The sequence below is a fragment of the Paenibacillus sp. FSL E2-8871 genome (genome assembly GCF_038000345.1).
Lineage (GTDB): Bacteria > Bacillota > Bacilli > Paenibacillales > Paenibacillaceae > Paenibacillus_AQ.
Window position 1 is genome coordinate 3,853,445 of the sequence record NZ_JBBOBV010000001.1, and the last position, 14,862, is coordinate 3,868,306.

A 14,862-nucleotide genomic window follows, 5' to 3' on the forward strand; every position below is an offset into this window, starting at 1 on the left:
TGTCCAGCTCAAAATTGCTCCGTTCTAACAAGTCCCAGCCGTTTTCCCTCTACGATAGCTTCTGATCTCGAATGCACACTCAGCTTCTCGAAGATTCTCGTCAGATTATACTCCACTGTCCTTTGTGACATTAAGAGCTTGCTGGCTATGTCTTTGTTGCTTTTTCCACTGGCAACTTCTTGGAGTATTTCTTGTTCTTTTTGATTAATAGATACTTCTTGAATGAACTGATTATCCCGGTTATTGGATATCTTGATATCACTTCTGCGCAGCTGCTTTAGCAAAGAAACTGGAATGACAGCCTCATTTCTTAGTGCGCAACGAATGGTATTTAACAGCTGTTCTCTGGAAGCTGTCTTAGAGATAAATCCTGTAACCCCTGACTCCATCAACAGGTTATAATGCGCACTGATTTCATACCCGGTATAAATCACCACTTTAGATTTGGGATCACGCTGAACGGCTCTTTTGGTGAATTCGAGTCCGCTAATTGTAGGCATATTAAGATCGCATAATATCACATCAAATCCTTGCTGCTCCAGCATATCGAAAGCTTCCATCGCTGACAAAACAAAGGTTACCTCCATATCAGCATCCTGCTCAATCATATTCTTGGTTCCTTCTCCAACTGAAGGATGATCATCAACCAACAAGATACGTATCATCGTCATCGCCTCCTCTATTTTTCTTCTTCACAAAAGTCGTTGTCGGTAAATAAATAATAACCTCCAACCCTTTACCCTTCTCCGAGTTAAACGTACATTTTCCTTCTAAACTCGCTACACGTTCTTTGATGCCAGACAAGCCCATATGCTGATATGATGATCCCCACAAAATGAATGATAAGAAAGCAAAAACTGCAAAGTAGCCCTGATATGAAAAAATAACGGGTTTCACTCTCATTTGAATCTCCCGGAAGAACAAAATTATACATATTTGTAATTCGAGCCATGTATTCTCTACCATTTTAAATGATTTCAATAGGGAATAATATACTTTTATGCATGATATTCCTTCATCTATAAACAACGCGTGCACCCCATCACCTCCACGTCTGGCATAAAATTCAAACTACCTTCTCATACTATGGGGAGAATATGGAGGTGAATGTCATGCCAAAAAATAACGCCAGTCCCAAAGGTGAACCAGGCAAACATCAACCAAGTAAGAAAAACAATGCACAGAATAACAATAACTTTAATGAAGCGGCTCAGATGGTAAACATCGATAAAGCTGCCGATTATGTTCCCAGCTTAAACGGTGTTTCCAAAACCGACGTCTAAACCGCACTGTTAAACAAAAAAACACTCCTCAGAATATTCTGAAGGAGTGTTTCATTTCAAAGATTATATGCGATACGTTAAGCCTACTACACCATTACTGTAAGCTTTTGAGTCCACAAGATGAAGTGGGACTTGATTCGTAATCTCGTCAAAAAGACGCATGCCAGAGCCAACGACTACGGGACAGATATTAAGCCTAAGCTCATCTAACAATCCATTTTGTAATAGGGATCTGACTAATTTCGGACTACCAGGGATCTGAATGTTCTTTCCAGGCTGTTGCTTTAGCTTCATTATTTCCTCAAAGAGCTTGCCCTTGATCAGGCTTGCAGGTTGCCATTCGAGCATGTCCTCCGTAATCGTACTGGAGACCAGATATTTGTCAGAATGGTTCAGGAATCTTGCCATGGGTAGATTGTCACTCTGATGCTGCCAGAACTGGGCTAACATCTTGTAAGTACGTGGTCCAAGCAGTACCGTATCCGCCTGTGCAACACCGGCAGCAATCGTCTCATTCATTTCATTGCTCCCCCACTTCTTAGGTGAGGCTTCAAGTGAGTCTACCACTCCATCCAGCGATATGAATAAACCTGCCACAATCTTTCTAGATGAATTTTCTGCATCTTGTTCATGATGATCTACAGGCACACTCATCGCTCCTTGTACCAGATATGAATACTTAACACTCGATCCGCAATATAAGACATTCTTGTTTATTTCAAATTTTCTAACTCAACGGTCACTTTTTCAATCAGATTCACGAAGGAAGCCAGTTCTTGAGAGCCCTTCACCTGATCTCTGGAATACATGGAATTGTGTTCCGATTCTTTTTTCACCTTGGACAGTGTGGAGTTGATATTATTCAGCTTCTCATCAATCGTCCCTATTGAATCTTTTGAGCGACGAGCTAACTTGCGTACTTCATTCGCGACGACTTCAAAGCCTCTACCGTACTCCCCTGCTCTTGCCGCTTCAATGGCTGCGTTTAAGCCCAAAAGGTGCGTATGATCAGCTACTTCCCTAATCATTGTACCCACTTGATGAATAGACTCTACCTCTTTGTCGAGATATAACACAGTTTGATGTGTTTTCTCTTGATAATCAGCATTCTTACTAGCTAATTCCTCGATGGATTCACTGCTATCTTTCAGTTGAACCATTAAGGATACTAATTCTTGAACCGCAGAACTAACACCTGTAAGCAAGTGGTTTTGCTTTTCCAATAAATTTTCTATTTTTGCTTTTTCATCGACTTCGTAAGCTTCAAGAACCAACTGTGAATCCAGATTAAACATCTTAGTTAATGCATGTATGACGGGTTTCCAATCAGTCGGTAATATCCGTTCAAAATAAGCTGTAGCGAGATCCAAATATAATATGTAAGTGCCCAAATACCAATTCGTTGTCAGACCAATACGCGAGTGAATTTTGCCTATAAGCAGTCGTCTTTCAATAAATGCTTCATCAATCACACCCAAAGCCATGGATAAAAAATACCACTGCTGCGTTTCCTTCAATCGATCAAGCGTACTGTGCTGTTCAATGATGTGGAGTAGCTCAGGTTCCTCTATCATCTGCTTATACAATTCATCTACAAGGGAGCTTACGATTTGCTTGAATTCTTTCTCCTTACTTTTTAATACATTTAAATCAGCCTCAGTAATCCCAATATAGCTAACTTGCTGTTTTCGTTCTGAACTAAGATTGATCATAATTTGGTCAACTTCCCTCTCATTCTATTTATATAATGATCATCGCATCTTCCATGCCATCCCCTATGGCATCTATTTATCTTGATAATAAAGGTATTATTTTTATAAATTTTAACACTTTATTTACTTAAATAGTTTATTAATTTTACAAACTTTGCATTTTGTACATTATTCTTAGATCACACAAAAAAGAGGAGCTCCTGTAAAGGAAGCCCCTCTTAAAATTATAACCTTACCCTACACTGTAACAACTTGTTGCAGCAATTCTATCGTTGTCCGGTCAATGAATTTTCTGAATTTCTCTTTGCCTTTGGCGTTGGCTTTATAGTAGTTAATCAATGACAAAATCACTGGAATGAGTTGATCTTCACTTAGCCCTGATCTAAGAGATTGTGCGATTGAAGTCTTAAGTCCTTTAGGTTCTCCTCCAATAAAAACCTCATAGGTATTACGCATTTTGACTACACTAATGTCTTTCAACAAAGGCTCGCTTGTTCCGAGTGCACAGCCCGCATAACCAATTTTCAGTGGCATAGGTGTTTCAATCCCTGCGATGGACTGATTTAATTTCTGTGCAACTGCCAGACCTGCTTCCTCAGCCCCTTTACAAAAATTACAAGCAATCAGGCTTTTCGTGACAAAACCCGCTGGATATACTTCCAAGCCCGTACGCTCAAGTTGTTCCACAATCTCTTCACGATGTTCCAGAGGTACCTCCAAATATAGCTGTTTAAAAGATGTCATTTCAATTCTTGCATTTGTCCCTACAATAGCTCCAATTGTAGCAAGCTGCTCTGGTGTGAACAGGCTTCCTCCCACTTGAATTGGAGGCGCAACTGCGATTTTCGTTATCTCTCCCATATCCTAATCTCCGTCTCCATTCCTCAAGCGATTTAGTTACGGATCTTCACACGTTGTAGACGAAGCGCGTTAAGTACAACGGAAACCGAACTGAGCGCCATTGCTGCACCCGCTACCCATGGAGCCAAGAAACCAAGTGCTGCGATTGGAATCCCAAGGGAGTTGTATCCAAGTGCCCAAAATAGATTTTGTTTAATATTAGTCATCGTTTTACGGCTCATGTAGATGGCATCAGGAATACTGGATAGATCGCCTCGCATTAAAGTAACATCCGCAGCTTCCATAGCCACATCCGTACCGGTACCGATTGCCATCCCAATATCTGCAGTAGCTAGAGCTGGAGCATCATTAATACCATCGCCAACCATAGCTACTATCTTTCCTTGCGCTTGTAATTTTTTCACTTCCTCCGCTTTTCCTTCTGGAAGCACTTCAGCGCGTACATGATCAATGCCAACTTGGGCAGCGATCGCCTTTGCCGTACGTTCGTTATCTCCGGTAATCATGATGACCTGGATTCCCATTCCTTTCAACCGACTGACAGCAGCCTGAGAGGTTTCTTTAATGGTGTCCGCAACAGCTACCATACCTACGTACCCTTTATTTATAGCAACAAGCATTGCTGTTTTACCGGATTCTTCTAAAGTAGACATGATGTTATAAGCATGACTTGCCTCTACACCGTATTTGTCCATGAGACGCCGAGTACCAATTAACAGCTCTTTGCCTTCCACGACAGCCTTGATCCCAAAACCCGGTATAGCTTCAAAAGATTCTGTCCCTGGCAATTCAATATTTCTTTCCAAGATGCCTGCGACAATAGCTTCTGCAAGTGGATGTTCTGAATTCTTCTCGGCTGCACCCACCAGTCTAAGAAATTCTGTCTCGTTGCCTTCGACCAAAATATCGGTAAGCTCAGGTTTGCCCTTTGTTACTGTACCTGTTTTATCCAAGATAATCGTATCAATTTTATGTGTTTGCTCTAAATGCTCTCCGCCTTTGAACAGGATTCCCAGTTCAGCTGCACGTCCGGAACCAGCCATAATGGAGGTTGGCGTAGCCAGACCCAAAGCACAAGGGCAAGCGATAACCAGAATGGCGATTGCTTTTTCCAAAGCTCCTGCAAAATCACCCGGTGTTACGATGAAGTACCACACTAAAAATGCAATAACGGCAATCCCAACAACGATAGGAACAAAGATACCGGAGATGACGTCAGCAACCCGTTGAATAGGAGCTTTCGAACCTTGCGCTTCTTCTACCACTTTGATAATCTGCGCAAGAGCAGTTTCCTTACCTACTTTTGTTGCCTTAATTCGAAGCATACCGTTTTTATTAATCGTCGCTCCAATGACAGAATCTCCGGCTTTCTTTTCAACAGGGAGGCTTTCTCCGGTCAGCATGGATTCATCTACCGAAGAGATCCCTTCCAGAACTTCACCATCCACAGGTACTTTATTCCCTGGACGAACAAGTACTATATCACCAGTAATAACTTCCTCTACCGGAATGCTTAATTCTTCACCGTCGCGGACAACTAAAGCTGTCTTGGCTTGCAGTCCCATCAAGGATTTAATAGCTTCCGATGTCCGTCCTTTTGCCAAGGATTCGAACAATTTTCCCATTAGAACCAGAGTAATCAATACTGCACTCGTTTCATAATACATTTCTGGTCCATGATGCGCGCTCCCACCATCGACAGCCCAAACAATGGTTAAGTAAAGGCTGTAAAAAAAGGCCGCTGAGGTCCCAAGTGAAACTAGAACATCCATGTTCGCACTGCCGTTACGTAGCGCTTTATAAGCACCGATGTAAAATTGTTTTCCGATATAAAATTGAACCGGTGTTGCCAAAATCAATTGGAACCATGGATTCATAAAAAGATCAGGCAGCCATATCCACGAAGTGAAGGAAAAGTGGCTCACCATCGCCCACAGCAGTGGAAACGATAGAATCGCGGAGATCAGCAGCTTACGTTTTTGCTTGGATAAATCTTGTTGTCGCTGTTCCGCTGGGTCACCTTGCTCTTGTTTGGGAACAGCCTTGTATCCAAGCTTCTCCACCCGCTTCTGCATGTCAGATACAGAAACTTCAACGGGATTATATTCGACATGTGCTGTTTCCATCGCAAAGTTCACACTAGCGGTGCTTACGCCAGGCAGTTTATTCAGAGTCTTTTCAATTTTCAATGCACAAGCAGCGCATGTCATACCTACAAGCTGTAAATCTACAGCTTCTTTAGCCGTGCTATACCCTAGCTTCTGAATACTTGCTTCCATCTTACTTACGTCCACTATGTTCGGATCATAAGTCACTGTAGCCCTTTCCATTGCAAAGTTTACGTTGGCTTCTGTTACACCTTCTAACTTGTTCAAGCCTTTTTCTATGCGGTTTGCACAAGCAGCACAAGTCATCCCTGTGATTTGTAATGAAGTTTGTGATTGTCCCGCCGCAGCAGTAGTCATTATATAAACACCTCTTCCACTTTTGTGATGATTTCCATTGTTGCATCATCCTCTTCTCGACATTAGTATACCCCCCTACCCTATATTATGTCAAGCGACAAGCTATACTCTAAATACTTAAAAAGGAGTTTTCTCAGTAACAGAAATCCTGTTTCTGAGAAAACTCCTTCATGAATCCGTCCTCTCTGAAGAGAGTCCTACTGAGTTAAGCGGCCATTTCACGGCAGATTTTCGCACAGGCAAAACATGCTTCTGCACATTGCTGGCAATGATCATGGTCATGCTTTTTACATTCGTTGCCGCAGGCTTCACAAGCCTCTGCACAAGCTAAACATAAGGCCTTGGCATATTTACTGTTCATCGACAGGGCATGTGCAGTGAATTCGCATATTTCCGCACATTCACGATCCAGGCGAATGCACTCCTTCATCATTCCAACATGATCTTCCTCCAAGCAAGATGAGTAACAGTGATTACAAGCCACCATACATTTTAAACATTCTTCAATACACGCTTTGTAGTTTTGATGTGACATCATAATAGCTCCTCTCAAGATGTAATTTAGTATAGTCCCCTACTCTATATATACCCAATCGTGAGCTAACTTATCATGCTCAGAGAAATTGTCCGAACTGAACATTAGACAAGCAGCTGTTTCTCAATTTCTTGACGATTGAACACAAATCCGAAGAATACCTGATTGTTAATGAAAATGGTAGGAACCAATCTTTTTCCAGTTCGATTAAATAACGTATCTGCATGGTCAGGATGATCTGCAATATTAAATTCAGTAAATGGAATATGATGCTCACTTAAGAACTTTTTAAAATTTCTGCAATCCTCACAAGTCGGTGTTGTAAATACCTCTACGTTCATATGGGTCGTCCTCCTTCAGTATATTTTCTAACAAAATTAGTATACCCCCCTATACTATATATGAATCTAAATAAAAAAGGATTCCAACGAATCCTTTCTATTATCAATTATTTAATTAATTTATTGATGGTAATTAATAACTCATCTAACACTTCATTTTCACCATCTTGAATTCGTTCTACGACACAGCTCTTCATATGATGTTCTAACAAAAGCTTTCCTACGCCGTTCAAAGCAGATTGGACCGAAGAGATTTGATGCAGCACATCATCACAATAGGTGTCCTTCTCAATTAATCCCTTTAGCCCTCTTACTTGTCCTTCAATTCTATTGAGTCGGCTAACCAGGTTCTTTTTAGTCTTCTCAGAGTGATGACTTTTTCGTTCACCCGTGCTACATGATTCGTGCTCGTGCGTATGATCTTCCATGCACCAATCACTCCTTTCCATATAGTTTTATTATACTATAGCCCCCCTAATCTATTCAAAATATAAAATATAATTAGACTTTCATCACTTCATGGGATATCACAGATGTCTCAATTTGAATAGTAGTATGCTGGATTTTGAAGCGTTCCGCTATTAACTGAATGGCTTGCTGCAAAATACGTTGATCATCTTCCTGATCTTTGATTAAGAGATGGCAGCTTAGTGAATCAAGACCCGAGGTAATTGTCCAAATATGAAGATCATGAACATTTATAACGCCCTCGATATTCTCAAGAACTGCCTTCACCTCAGAAGGATTCACTGTAATCGGTGTACCTTCCATAAGAACATGAACGGTATGTTTGATGATTCCCCAAGCGCCTCTAAGAATTAATAGAGCAACTATTACGCTTATAATCGGATCAGCAATATACCAGCCAAAAATCATCATAACTAAACCTGCAATAATAGCCCCCACCGAGCCTAAAGCATCGCCAAGCACATGAAGATAAGCGCTGCGAAGGTTAATGTTATTCTTTACATCTCCTTTTCTCATAAGAGACCAAGCACTAGCAACATTGGCTAAAAGACCTATACATGCGATCAGCATCATAGAACCACTTGCAACCGTAGGCGGCTCGAAGAATCGGCCATAAGCCTCCACGATGATAAAACCAGCAACTACAAATAAGGTGACCCCATTCAATAGTGCCGCTAGAATTTCAAACCGATGAAATCCATATGTTTTATTGGGAGATGCAGGTTTAGTTGCAAACCAGACCGCCACTAGACTTAATGCTAAGGAGCTTGCATCGTTTAGCATATGCCCACTGTCCGATAGCAGCGCTAAGCTGTTAGTGATCAGTCCGCCAAAAAACTCCAAAAACATAATTCCTACTGTAATTATTAATGCAATCATTAGTCCTTTTTTGTTTCCGCTAGGATCAAAATGATGATGACCGTGAGGCCCATGGGAATGATCATGTCCTGCATGGGAGTGATTGTGATCGCTGTGATCGTGATCGGAGTGTTGCCCGTCTACGTGCTCCATCTGATGATTGTGATTATTCTTCTTGTCCTTCATGATTTACCTCCTATTTACCTTCAGCAAGATAGTATTTGTATGCGCGCGCAGTGGTATTCAAAAGCTCCAGATCACAATAACATATGAACAAGTGCTCATATGTTATTATGATCTGGATTTTTCTTCTTGTCAATAACGAACCTAAGGGTATATCCTCTTTAGTCATGAAAACACAAAAAAACACCTCTATACAATTTCTGTATAAAGATGTTTTAGTTTATCTTTCACTTCTTAATCTTAAAGAGAAATTGCTGCTTCTAATGCAACTTCCATCATGCTGTTGAAAGAATTTTGTCTTTCTTCTGCCGTGGTTACTGCATGAGTAACTAATGAATCTGAAATAGTAAGAATACATGCTGCTTGTTTACCTAATACTTTCGCATTATGGAACAATGCATAGCTCTCCATTTCTACACATACACAGCCATGTTCATTGTAAAATTCATTGTGGCCTGGCACGTTATCTTCATGATAGAATACATCGCTTGAATGAATTCTTGCCGTCAAAAGTGGCTTGTTAATACGTTTAGCCGCTTCTTCAATGACTTCGTTCAATTCTTTACTTGGCAGCTGTACGTCTCCTTCTACACCACTTTGCACATAGGCGTATGTAGATTCACTCCACGCACTATCCGCCAGTACCACATCAAATAAATTCAATTTATCTGTGTAGGCACCTGCACTACCGATGCGAATGATGTTTTCCACACCATAATTTTTGTATAGTTCATAAGAATAAATACCGATACTTGGCATTCCCATTCCCGAACCCATTACTGACACTTCTTTACCTTTGTAAGTGCCTGTATATCCAAACATATTCCGTACCGTATTAAATTGGGTTGGGTTCTCCAAATAGGTTTCTGCGATATACTTCGCTCTTAACGGATCTCCTGGCATTAGTACTGTTTTGGCGATTTCACCATTTTGTGCTGCATTGTGCGGCGTTGACATAATTTATTCCTCCTAAGTTTGTTACTCAACTACTATCTTACTATACCATCCATGAATTTAAATATACGTTTAAAATATTCTTTTGTTTCAACAAAAAAAGAACTGATTCTCTTACTACAATTTATTCGCAAACTCGTTAAGCTTTTGGGACATTATTTTTATTTCCTCAATAAATGCAGAAGTATGCTGAACAGATGCAGCCTGTTCTTGTCCGATCGCCGCTATCTTCTCTATCGAATTAGCCATTTGGTTCGTAATCCCCTTAATTTGTAGCATGGTTTCATTTATGTTTTGAGTTGAAGAAACGGTTTCCCGTGAAAATTTCCGAATTTCCTTAGCTACGACTTCAAACCCTCTTCCCTTCTCACCTGCATGAGCTGCTTCTATTGCTGCATTCAGCCCGAGTAAATTCGTTTGGTCAGCAACCTTTTTAATAATCGATAGGACCTCTGTAGTATTCTCCACATCTCTACCAGCTTGCTGGGATTGAATAAGTAGTTGCTGAGAGTAATCCGCAAGTGAATTGGATCCATACGAAATATTATTGATTTGCTCATTAGCTTGGGTCAGTGATTCTGAGATTTGTTCTACAATAGCCTTTAATTCACTTTGTCTACGAATCTGAACTGCAATCCCGCCAATGACCTGACCGTTTTTATCGTGAAGAGGTGTCGCTGTACCCGTAAACTCGAATCCATAAAAGTTGGCCGGAACATCGGACTTTAATGCTTGATTCTCTCGTATAGCTATGTAAAGCGGTTCTTCTTTGTTTAAAAGCTGTCCTTTGGTAATGTTTAAATTAATGGTATCGCCAGGAAAATAAGCAACAAACCGATCCAAATCACATATGGCTATGGATAAATCAGCTGGTATAGATAATTTTATTATAGGTATAATCGCGATAAATTTGTCTAAAGATTCAATATTATTAATCACAGAAATATAGTCTCCATTCCAGCAAAAGGTTTTTCCAACCGTGCTAAATTCTCAATTTTACTTAATTCATATTTGAAATATGTATTCGAGAAATTCTCATAAAATCCTCCAAAAAAGTTTACAAATCCCCTTTTTTCGCTCATAACATACGGATAGCATACAAAAAAGCCCCCACCTTGTGAAAAGTGAGGGCTTTGAGTTACTTGCTTTTATTAACAGTATCGATTAGTTGCGGATCAGATAATCAAATGCACCTAAAGCTGCAGTTGCACCGGATCCCATCGAAATGATGATTTGTTTATAAGCACTATTAGTGCAATCGCCAGCAGCAAATACTCCTGGTACATTTGTAGCACCATGGCTATCTACAACGATCTCGCCAACGCGAGTACGTTCAACCATGTCACCTAACCAATCTGTGTTCGGAACCAAACCGATCTGTACAAACACACCCTGTAATTCAATATGGTGAGTTTCTTCTGTCGCACGATCGATATAAGAAATACCATCTACCTTATCAGTTCCGGTAATTTCTTTCGTTTGCACGTTCTTAAGCACAGTAACGTTAGGTAGGCTGTAGAGACGATCTTGCAGTACAGCATCTGCTTTGAGCTCTGGAGCAAATTCCAGAACCGTTACATGCTTCACTATACCCGCAAGGTCAATCGCTGCTTCAATCCCTGAATTACCGCCGCCGACAACGGCAACATCTTTGCCTGCAAATAAAGGACCGTCACAGTGTGGGCAGTAGGCTACGCCTTTATTCTTGAATTCAGCTTCACCAGGCACACCCATATTGCGCCAACGAGCACCTGTCGACAGAATGACCGTCTTACTCTTTAGAACAGCACCGTTCTCGAGTTCAACTTCAATTAAATCATTCTTGTCTAAACGTGTGGCACGTTGTAACTTCATCACATCAATGCCATACTCTTTCACTTGCTCTTCGAGTTTAGCCACTAGCTGAGGACCTTCAATGTAATTTACACTGATAAAGTTCTCAATGCCAAGTGTGTCGTTGACCTGTCCGCCTAAGCGTTCAGCGACAATCCCTGTGCGAATTCCTTTACGCGCTGCGTAAATTGCTGCACTTGCACCTGCTGGGCCACCGCCAACAACAAGTACATCATATGGAGCTTTATTGTCAAACTCTGATGCGTCTACAGTACTACCCATTTTAGCTAGAATTTCTTCAACCGTCATACGACCACTTTCGAAAAATTCACCGTTAAGGTAAACGCTTGGAACAGACATAATTTCTTTGCGTTCTACCTCTTCTTTGAACACTCCGCCGTCAATCATCGTATGGGTAATGCCAGGATTGAAGATACTCATTAGGTTCAGTGCTTGTACAACATCAGGGCAATTATGACAGCTTAGGCTGACATAAGTTTCAAACTTATATTCGCCATTAATGCTTTTGATCTGATCAATAACACTTTGCTCAACCTTAGGCGCTCTTCCGCTAACTTGCAATAGAGCCAACACTAATGAAGTAAACTCATGTCCTAGCGGAGTTCCCGCAAAGGTTACGCCCGTATCTTCACCCACACGATTTACGCTAAAGCTTGGGGTTCTAGGCAGTTCGGTTTTTTCTACCGTTATCCTAGCTGACATTTTGGCAATTTCATCAACCAGCGCTTCCATCTCTTGAGATGCTTCGTCAGAGCCTGCACTGATTTTCAGTACTACGTCGCCTTCCAAGAGTTCTAGGTATTGAGCTAGTTGAGCTTTTATTTCTTGATCTAATTTCATTTAGCTTTCGCTCCTTAAATCTTACCTACAAGATCGAGACTTGGTTTAAGAGTTTCTGCACCTTCGGACCATTTCGCTGGGCAAACTTCACCTGGATGATTGCGTACATATTGTGCTGCTTTGATTTTGTTAACAAGTGCACTAGCATCGCGACCAATACCACCAGCATTAATTTCAACGGTTTGGATAATACCGTCTGGATCAATGATGAATGTACCACGATCAGCAAGACCGTCAGCTTCGATCAGAACATCAAAGTTACGGGAAATCACATGAGAAGGATCGCCTATCATAATGTATTTTACCTTGCCAATAGCTGCAGAGCTTTCATGCCATGCTTTATGTGTAAAGTGAGTATCTGTGGAAACGGAATATACTTCAACACCCAATTGTTTCAGGGTTTCATATTGGTTTTGCAGATCTTCAAGTTCAGTTGGGCATACGAATGTAAAGTCAGCTGGGTAGAAGCAAACTACACTCCATTTACCTTTAAAGTTTTCTTCTGATACATCGATGAATTTCCCATCTTGAAATGCGCTTGCTTTGAATGGTAGGACTTCTGTTCCGATAAGTGACATATTATTTAAATCTCCTTTAAGTTTTATTTTTTGTGGATACAATATTCAAATCTGCAAACATCACATATCTGAATACTATTTGTAATTATTATAATTAACCAAATTAAGGCCTGTCAAGTTATTTATAATAATTCTAATATGATAATCGTTGTCAGTCGCTAAATGTTCATAAATTATCATACTTATGAACTAGTATGGGTTAGTTTACATGTTTTATGTAGGGCAATTTCTACAATTCGAAGTCATCTGCTATTAGATTGATAATATTTAAAGATTCTCTCGCTACCTTTGGGTTAGAATATCGATTTCCATTATATGTGATTAATGCTTTCCATAAAGCCCATCCTCTTGCTCTATTCCAAGTCTCTTCATCCATCTGTAATACATCCTTGAATACCTTTCTACTATCCTCATCAAAAAAGGTCCATGCCATTGCCGCATCACAAGCAGGATCGCCTACACCCAAGATTCCGAAATCAATGACTGCACACAGCTTTCCATCTTTGACTAGTAAATTCCCTGGCGCAATATCTCCATGAACCCAAACCGGCTTGGAATTCCATTTAGAATCTAATGCTAATTCCCAGATTTCTCTCAATAGATCTTCTTTAAAAATATCTTTATTATGCTCAATCGCATGTCTAGACTCTTCATCATATACAGCTAAAGATCCACCTCTATAGAAATTATGTTCTCCTGCTAAAGGTCCCCCACTAGCATCAATAGATTGTAATTCTATTAAAAATGCTCCCAAATCTCTTGCAAACTGGTTAAGATCATTAATATTTTGGTGCGTTAATGTCTCACCCTCTACCCACTTATTGATAGACCACGGCAATGGATATTCTTCGTTAGGCTCCCCTTTGACTAATGGTATTTGAATAGGTAACGTGAGTTCTTTACTTAATATGGGCAACCATTGTTGCTCTTTCTCTACTTGTGGAGCATAAGCTGCTGCACTTGGTAACCTCACGCTCATATGCTCACCTAAATGAAACGTACGATTATCATTCCCGCTGAATTTTACTGGCCTAATCTCTAAATCGGACCACGCGGGAAATTGTTCATTAATTAATCTTGCAACTAAATCTACGGTAATTGTATTCATAAATACCTCGCTAACATAAGTTTTACTAGCCATTTCCATAAGAGACATCTAATATTATGTTAGCTTTACTAGTGTCTGTATGCAAACTATGCAATTAGATCAGCCACAAAAGGGACAAGCTAAGCAAGTTGTAATCTTAATATGATTATGAGGAAGAAGGGTGTTCCTTAATGACTAATAGTAAAACGAATCCTAAGGTGGACGGATTTCTAAGGAAAGTAAAACAGTGGCAGGAAGAATACGAGACGTTGAGAAATATCGTTCTTGACTGTGAGTTGACCGAGGACTTTAAATGGATGCATCCTTGTTACACGTTTGAGAACAAAAACATAGTCTTAATCCATGGATTTAAAGAATATATTGCACTGCTATTTCATAAAGGTGTCTTATTAAAGGATACCCATGGGATTCTGATTCAACAAACGGAGAATGTACAAGCTGCACGCCAGATCCGGTTCACCAATGTTCAAGAGATCCTTGAAAAAGAAAGCATCATAAAAGAATATATTTATGAAGCTATCGAAGTTGAAAAAGCTGGTTTGGAAGTGGAATTCAAAAAGAATACAGATTACATCATTCCTGATGAGTTTCAAAATAAACTCGATGAAATCCCTGCCTTGAAAAATGCTTTTGAAGCCTTGACGCCTGGGCGGCAAAGAGCATACCTTCATCATTTTTCTGAACCCAAGCAATCCAAAACTCGAGTATCTAGGGTTGAAAAATGGATGCCGCAAATTCTGGATGGAAAAGGATTAAATGATTAAGTTGTATATGAAGAAGCAACCTTAGATCGGTGAACAATCCGAACTGAGGTTGCTTCTT

Annotated in this window: 17 protein-coding genes; 2 read left to right on the forward strand and 15 right to left on the reverse strand. The window is 40.3% G+C overall.

Features of this window, described 5'->3' with window-relative positions:
• Positions 1–8: 8 nt before the first annotated feature.
• Positions 9–665, reverse strand: coding sequence for a response regulator transcription factor (locus NYE25_RS17510; protein ID WP_341146483.1), 657 nt, complete (start codon positions 663–665; stop codon positions 9–11).
• The gene (locus tag NYE25_RS17515) at positions 643–903 is read right to left on the reverse strand and encodes a hypothetical protein (protein ID WP_341146484.1); all 261 of its coding nucleotides are present in this window, start codon (positions 901–903) and stop codon (positions 643–645) included. The genes NYE25_RS17510 and NYE25_RS17515 overlap by 23 nt, the downstream gene beginning before the upstream one ends.
• A 209-nt stretch (positions 904–1,112) precedes the next feature.
• On the opposite strand from NYE25_RS17515, the gene NYE25_RS17520 reads away from it, so the two are divergent.
• Positions 1,113–1,283, forward strand: a complete 171-nt coding sequence (locus NYE25_RS17520; protein WP_156113190.1) for a hypothetical protein — start codon at positions 1,113–1,115, stop codon at positions 1,281–1,283.
• A gap of 63 nt (positions 1,284–1,346) precedes the next feature.
• On the opposite strand, the gene NYE25_RS17525 is transcribed toward NYE25_RS17520, so the two are convergent.
• The 13 genes from NYE25_RS17525 to NYE25_RS17585 all read right to left on the reverse strand — a co-directional run bounded on the left by NYE25_RS17525 (position 1,347) and on the right by NYE25_RS17585 (position 14,040).
• Complete coding sequence (locus tag NYE25_RS17525) at positions 1,347–1,931, reverse strand: dihydrofolate reductase family protein (RefSeq protein ID WP_341051587.1); 585 nt, start codon at positions 1,929–1,931, stop codon at positions 1,347–1,349.
• Between the two features lie 65 nt (positions 1,932–1,996).
• Positions 1,997–2,995, reverse strand: a complete 999-nt coding sequence (locus NYE25_RS17530) for a globin-coupled sensor protein (RefSeq protein ID WP_341146485.1) — start codon at positions 2,993–2,995, stop codon at positions 1,997–1,999.
• 237 nt (positions 2,996–3,232) lie between these two features.
• Positions 3,233–3,856: a nitrite reductase gene (locus NYE25_RS17535; RefSeq protein WP_341051585.1), complete on the reverse strand. Its 624-nt coding sequence runs from the start codon at positions 3,854–3,856 to the stop codon at positions 3,233–3,235.
• Between the two features lie 32 nt (positions 3,857–3,888).
• Entirely contained in the window at positions 3,889–6,321 is a 2,433-nt protein-coding gene (locus NYE25_RS17540) for a heavy metal translocating P-type ATPase (RefSeq protein ID WP_341051584.1), read from the reverse strand.
• Positions 6,322–6,526: 205 nt separating this feature from the next.
• Positions 6,527–6,856, reverse strand: coding sequence for a four-helix bundle copper-binding protein (locus tag NYE25_RS17545; protein ID WP_341147742.1), 330 nt, complete (start codon positions 6,854–6,856; stop codon positions 6,527–6,529).
• A gap of 104 nt (positions 6,857–6,960) precedes the next feature.
• Positions 6,961–7,197, reverse strand: a complete 237-nt coding sequence (locus NYE25_RS17550) for a glutaredoxin family protein (RefSeq protein ID WP_060625785.1) — start codon at positions 7,195–7,197, stop codon at positions 6,961–6,963.
• A 107-nt stretch (positions 7,198–7,304) separates the two neighbouring features.
• Positions 7,305–7,625: a metal-sensitive transcriptional regulator gene (locus NYE25_RS17555; RefSeq protein WP_042131123.1), complete on the reverse strand. Its 321-nt coding sequence runs from the start codon at positions 7,623–7,625 to the stop codon at positions 7,305–7,307.
• A gap of 73 nt (positions 7,626–7,698) precedes the next feature.
• The gene (locus NYE25_RS17560) at positions 7,699–8,676 is read right to left on the reverse strand and encodes a cation diffusion facilitator family transporter (RefSeq protein ID WP_341147743.1); all 978 of its coding nucleotides are present in this window, start codon (positions 8,674–8,676) and stop codon (positions 7,699–7,701) included.
• A gap of 270 nt (positions 8,677–8,946) precedes the next feature.
• Positions 8,947–9,663 carry a purine-nucleoside phosphorylase gene (deoD, locus tag NYE25_RS17565; RefSeq protein WP_149644832.1) on the reverse strand — a complete coding sequence of 239 codons (717 nt, stop codon included), beginning with the start codon at positions 9,661–9,663 and terminating at the stop codon, positions 8,947–8,949.
• A gap of 114 nt (positions 9,664–9,777) precedes the next feature.
• The gene (locus NYE25_RS17570; protein WP_341146486.1) at positions 9,778–10,599 is read right to left on the reverse strand and encodes a methyl-accepting chemotaxis protein; all 822 of its coding nucleotides are present in this window, start codon (positions 10,597–10,599) and stop codon (positions 9,778–9,780) included.
• A gap of 225 nt (positions 10,600–10,824) precedes the next feature.
• On the reverse strand, positions 10,825–12,354 hold the full coding sequence (ahpF, locus tag NYE25_RS17575) for an alkyl hydroperoxide reductase subunit F (RefSeq protein WP_042192017.1): 1,530 nt from the start codon (positions 12,352–12,354) through the stop codon (positions 10,825–10,827).
• A 14-nt stretch (positions 12,355–12,368) separates the two neighbouring features.
• Positions 12,369–12,932 carry an alkyl hydroperoxide reductase subunit C gene (gene ahpC / locus NYE25_RS17580; RefSeq protein ID WP_042192019.1) on the reverse strand — a complete coding sequence of 188 codons (564 nt, stop codon included), beginning with the start codon at positions 12,930–12,932 and terminating at the stop codon, positions 12,369–12,371.
• A gap of 229 nt (positions 12,933–13,161) precedes the next feature.
• Positions 13,162–14,040 (reverse strand): aminoglycoside phosphotransferase family protein, encoded by an 879-nt coding sequence (locus tag NYE25_RS17585; protein WP_341051577.1) that lies wholly within the window; start codon positions 14,038–14,040, stop codon positions 13,162–13,164.
• Between the two features lie 170 nt (positions 14,041–14,210).
• Here NYE25_RS17585 and NYE25_RS17590 point away from each other — a divergent pair, with 170 nt between their 5' ends.
• Positions 14,211–14,804 (forward strand): YdeI/OmpD-associated family protein, encoded by a 594-nt coding sequence (locus NYE25_RS17590; RefSeq protein ID WP_341146487.1) that lies wholly within the window; start codon positions 14,211–14,213, stop codon positions 14,802–14,804.
• Positions 14,805–14,862: the final 58 nt, after the last annotated feature.

Coding starts and splice junctions, on each gene's coding strand:
- NYE25_RS17510 (WP_341146483.1), bottom strand. CDS start 665: ATGATACGTATCTTGTTGGTTGATGATCATCCTTCAGTTGGAGAAGGA.
- NYE25_RS17515 (WP_341146484.1), bottom strand. CDS start 903: ATGAGAGTGAAACCCGTTATTTTTTCATATCAGGGCTACTTTGCAGTT.
- NYE25_RS17520 (WP_156113190.1), top strand. CDS start 1,113: ATGCCAAAAAATAACGCCAGTCCCAAAGGTGAACCAGGCAAACATCAA.
- NYE25_RS17530 (WP_341146485.1), bottom strand. CDS start 2,995: ATGATCAATCTTAGTTCAGAACGAAAACAGCAAGTTAGCTATATTGGG.
- NYE25_RS17535 (WP_341051585.1), bottom strand. CDS start 3,856: ATGGGAGAGATAACGAAAATCGCAGTTGCGCCTCCAATTCAAGTGGGA.
- NYE25_RS17540 (WP_341051584.1), bottom strand. CDS start 6,321: ATGACTACTGCTGCGGCGGGACAATCACAAACTTCATTACAAATCACA.
- NYE25_RS17545 (WP_341147742.1), bottom strand. CDS start 6,856: ATGTCACATCAAAACTACAAAGCGTGTATTGAAGAATGTTTAAAATGT.
- NYE25_RS17550 (WP_060625785.1), bottom strand. CDS start 7,197: ATGAACGTAGAGGTATTTACAACACCGACTTGTGAGGATTGCAGAAAT.
- NYE25_RS17555 (WP_042131123.1), bottom strand. CDS start 7,625: ATGGAAGATCATACGCACGAGCACGAATCATGTAGCACGGGTGAACGA.
- NYE25_RS17560 (WP_341147743.1), bottom strand. CDS start 8,676: ATGGAGCACGTAGACGGGCAACACTCCGATCACGATCACAGCGATCAC.
- deoD (WP_149644832.1), bottom strand. CDS start 9,663: ATGTCAACGCCGCACAATGCAGCACAAAATGGTGAAATCGCCAAAACA.
- ahpF (WP_042192017.1), bottom strand. CDS start 12,354: ATGAAATTAGATCAAGAAATAAAAGCTCAACTAGCTCAATACCTAGAA.
- ahpC (WP_042192019.1), bottom strand. CDS start 12,932: ATGTCACTTATCGGAACAGAAGTCCTACCATTCAAAGCAAGCGCATTT.
- NYE25_RS17585 (WP_341051577.1), bottom strand. CDS start 14,040: ATGAATACAATTACCGTAGATTTAGTTGCAAGATTAATTAATGAACAA.
- NYE25_RS17590 (WP_341146487.1), top strand. CDS start 14,211: ATGACTAATAGTAAAACGAATCCTAAGGTGGACGGATTTCTAAGGAAA.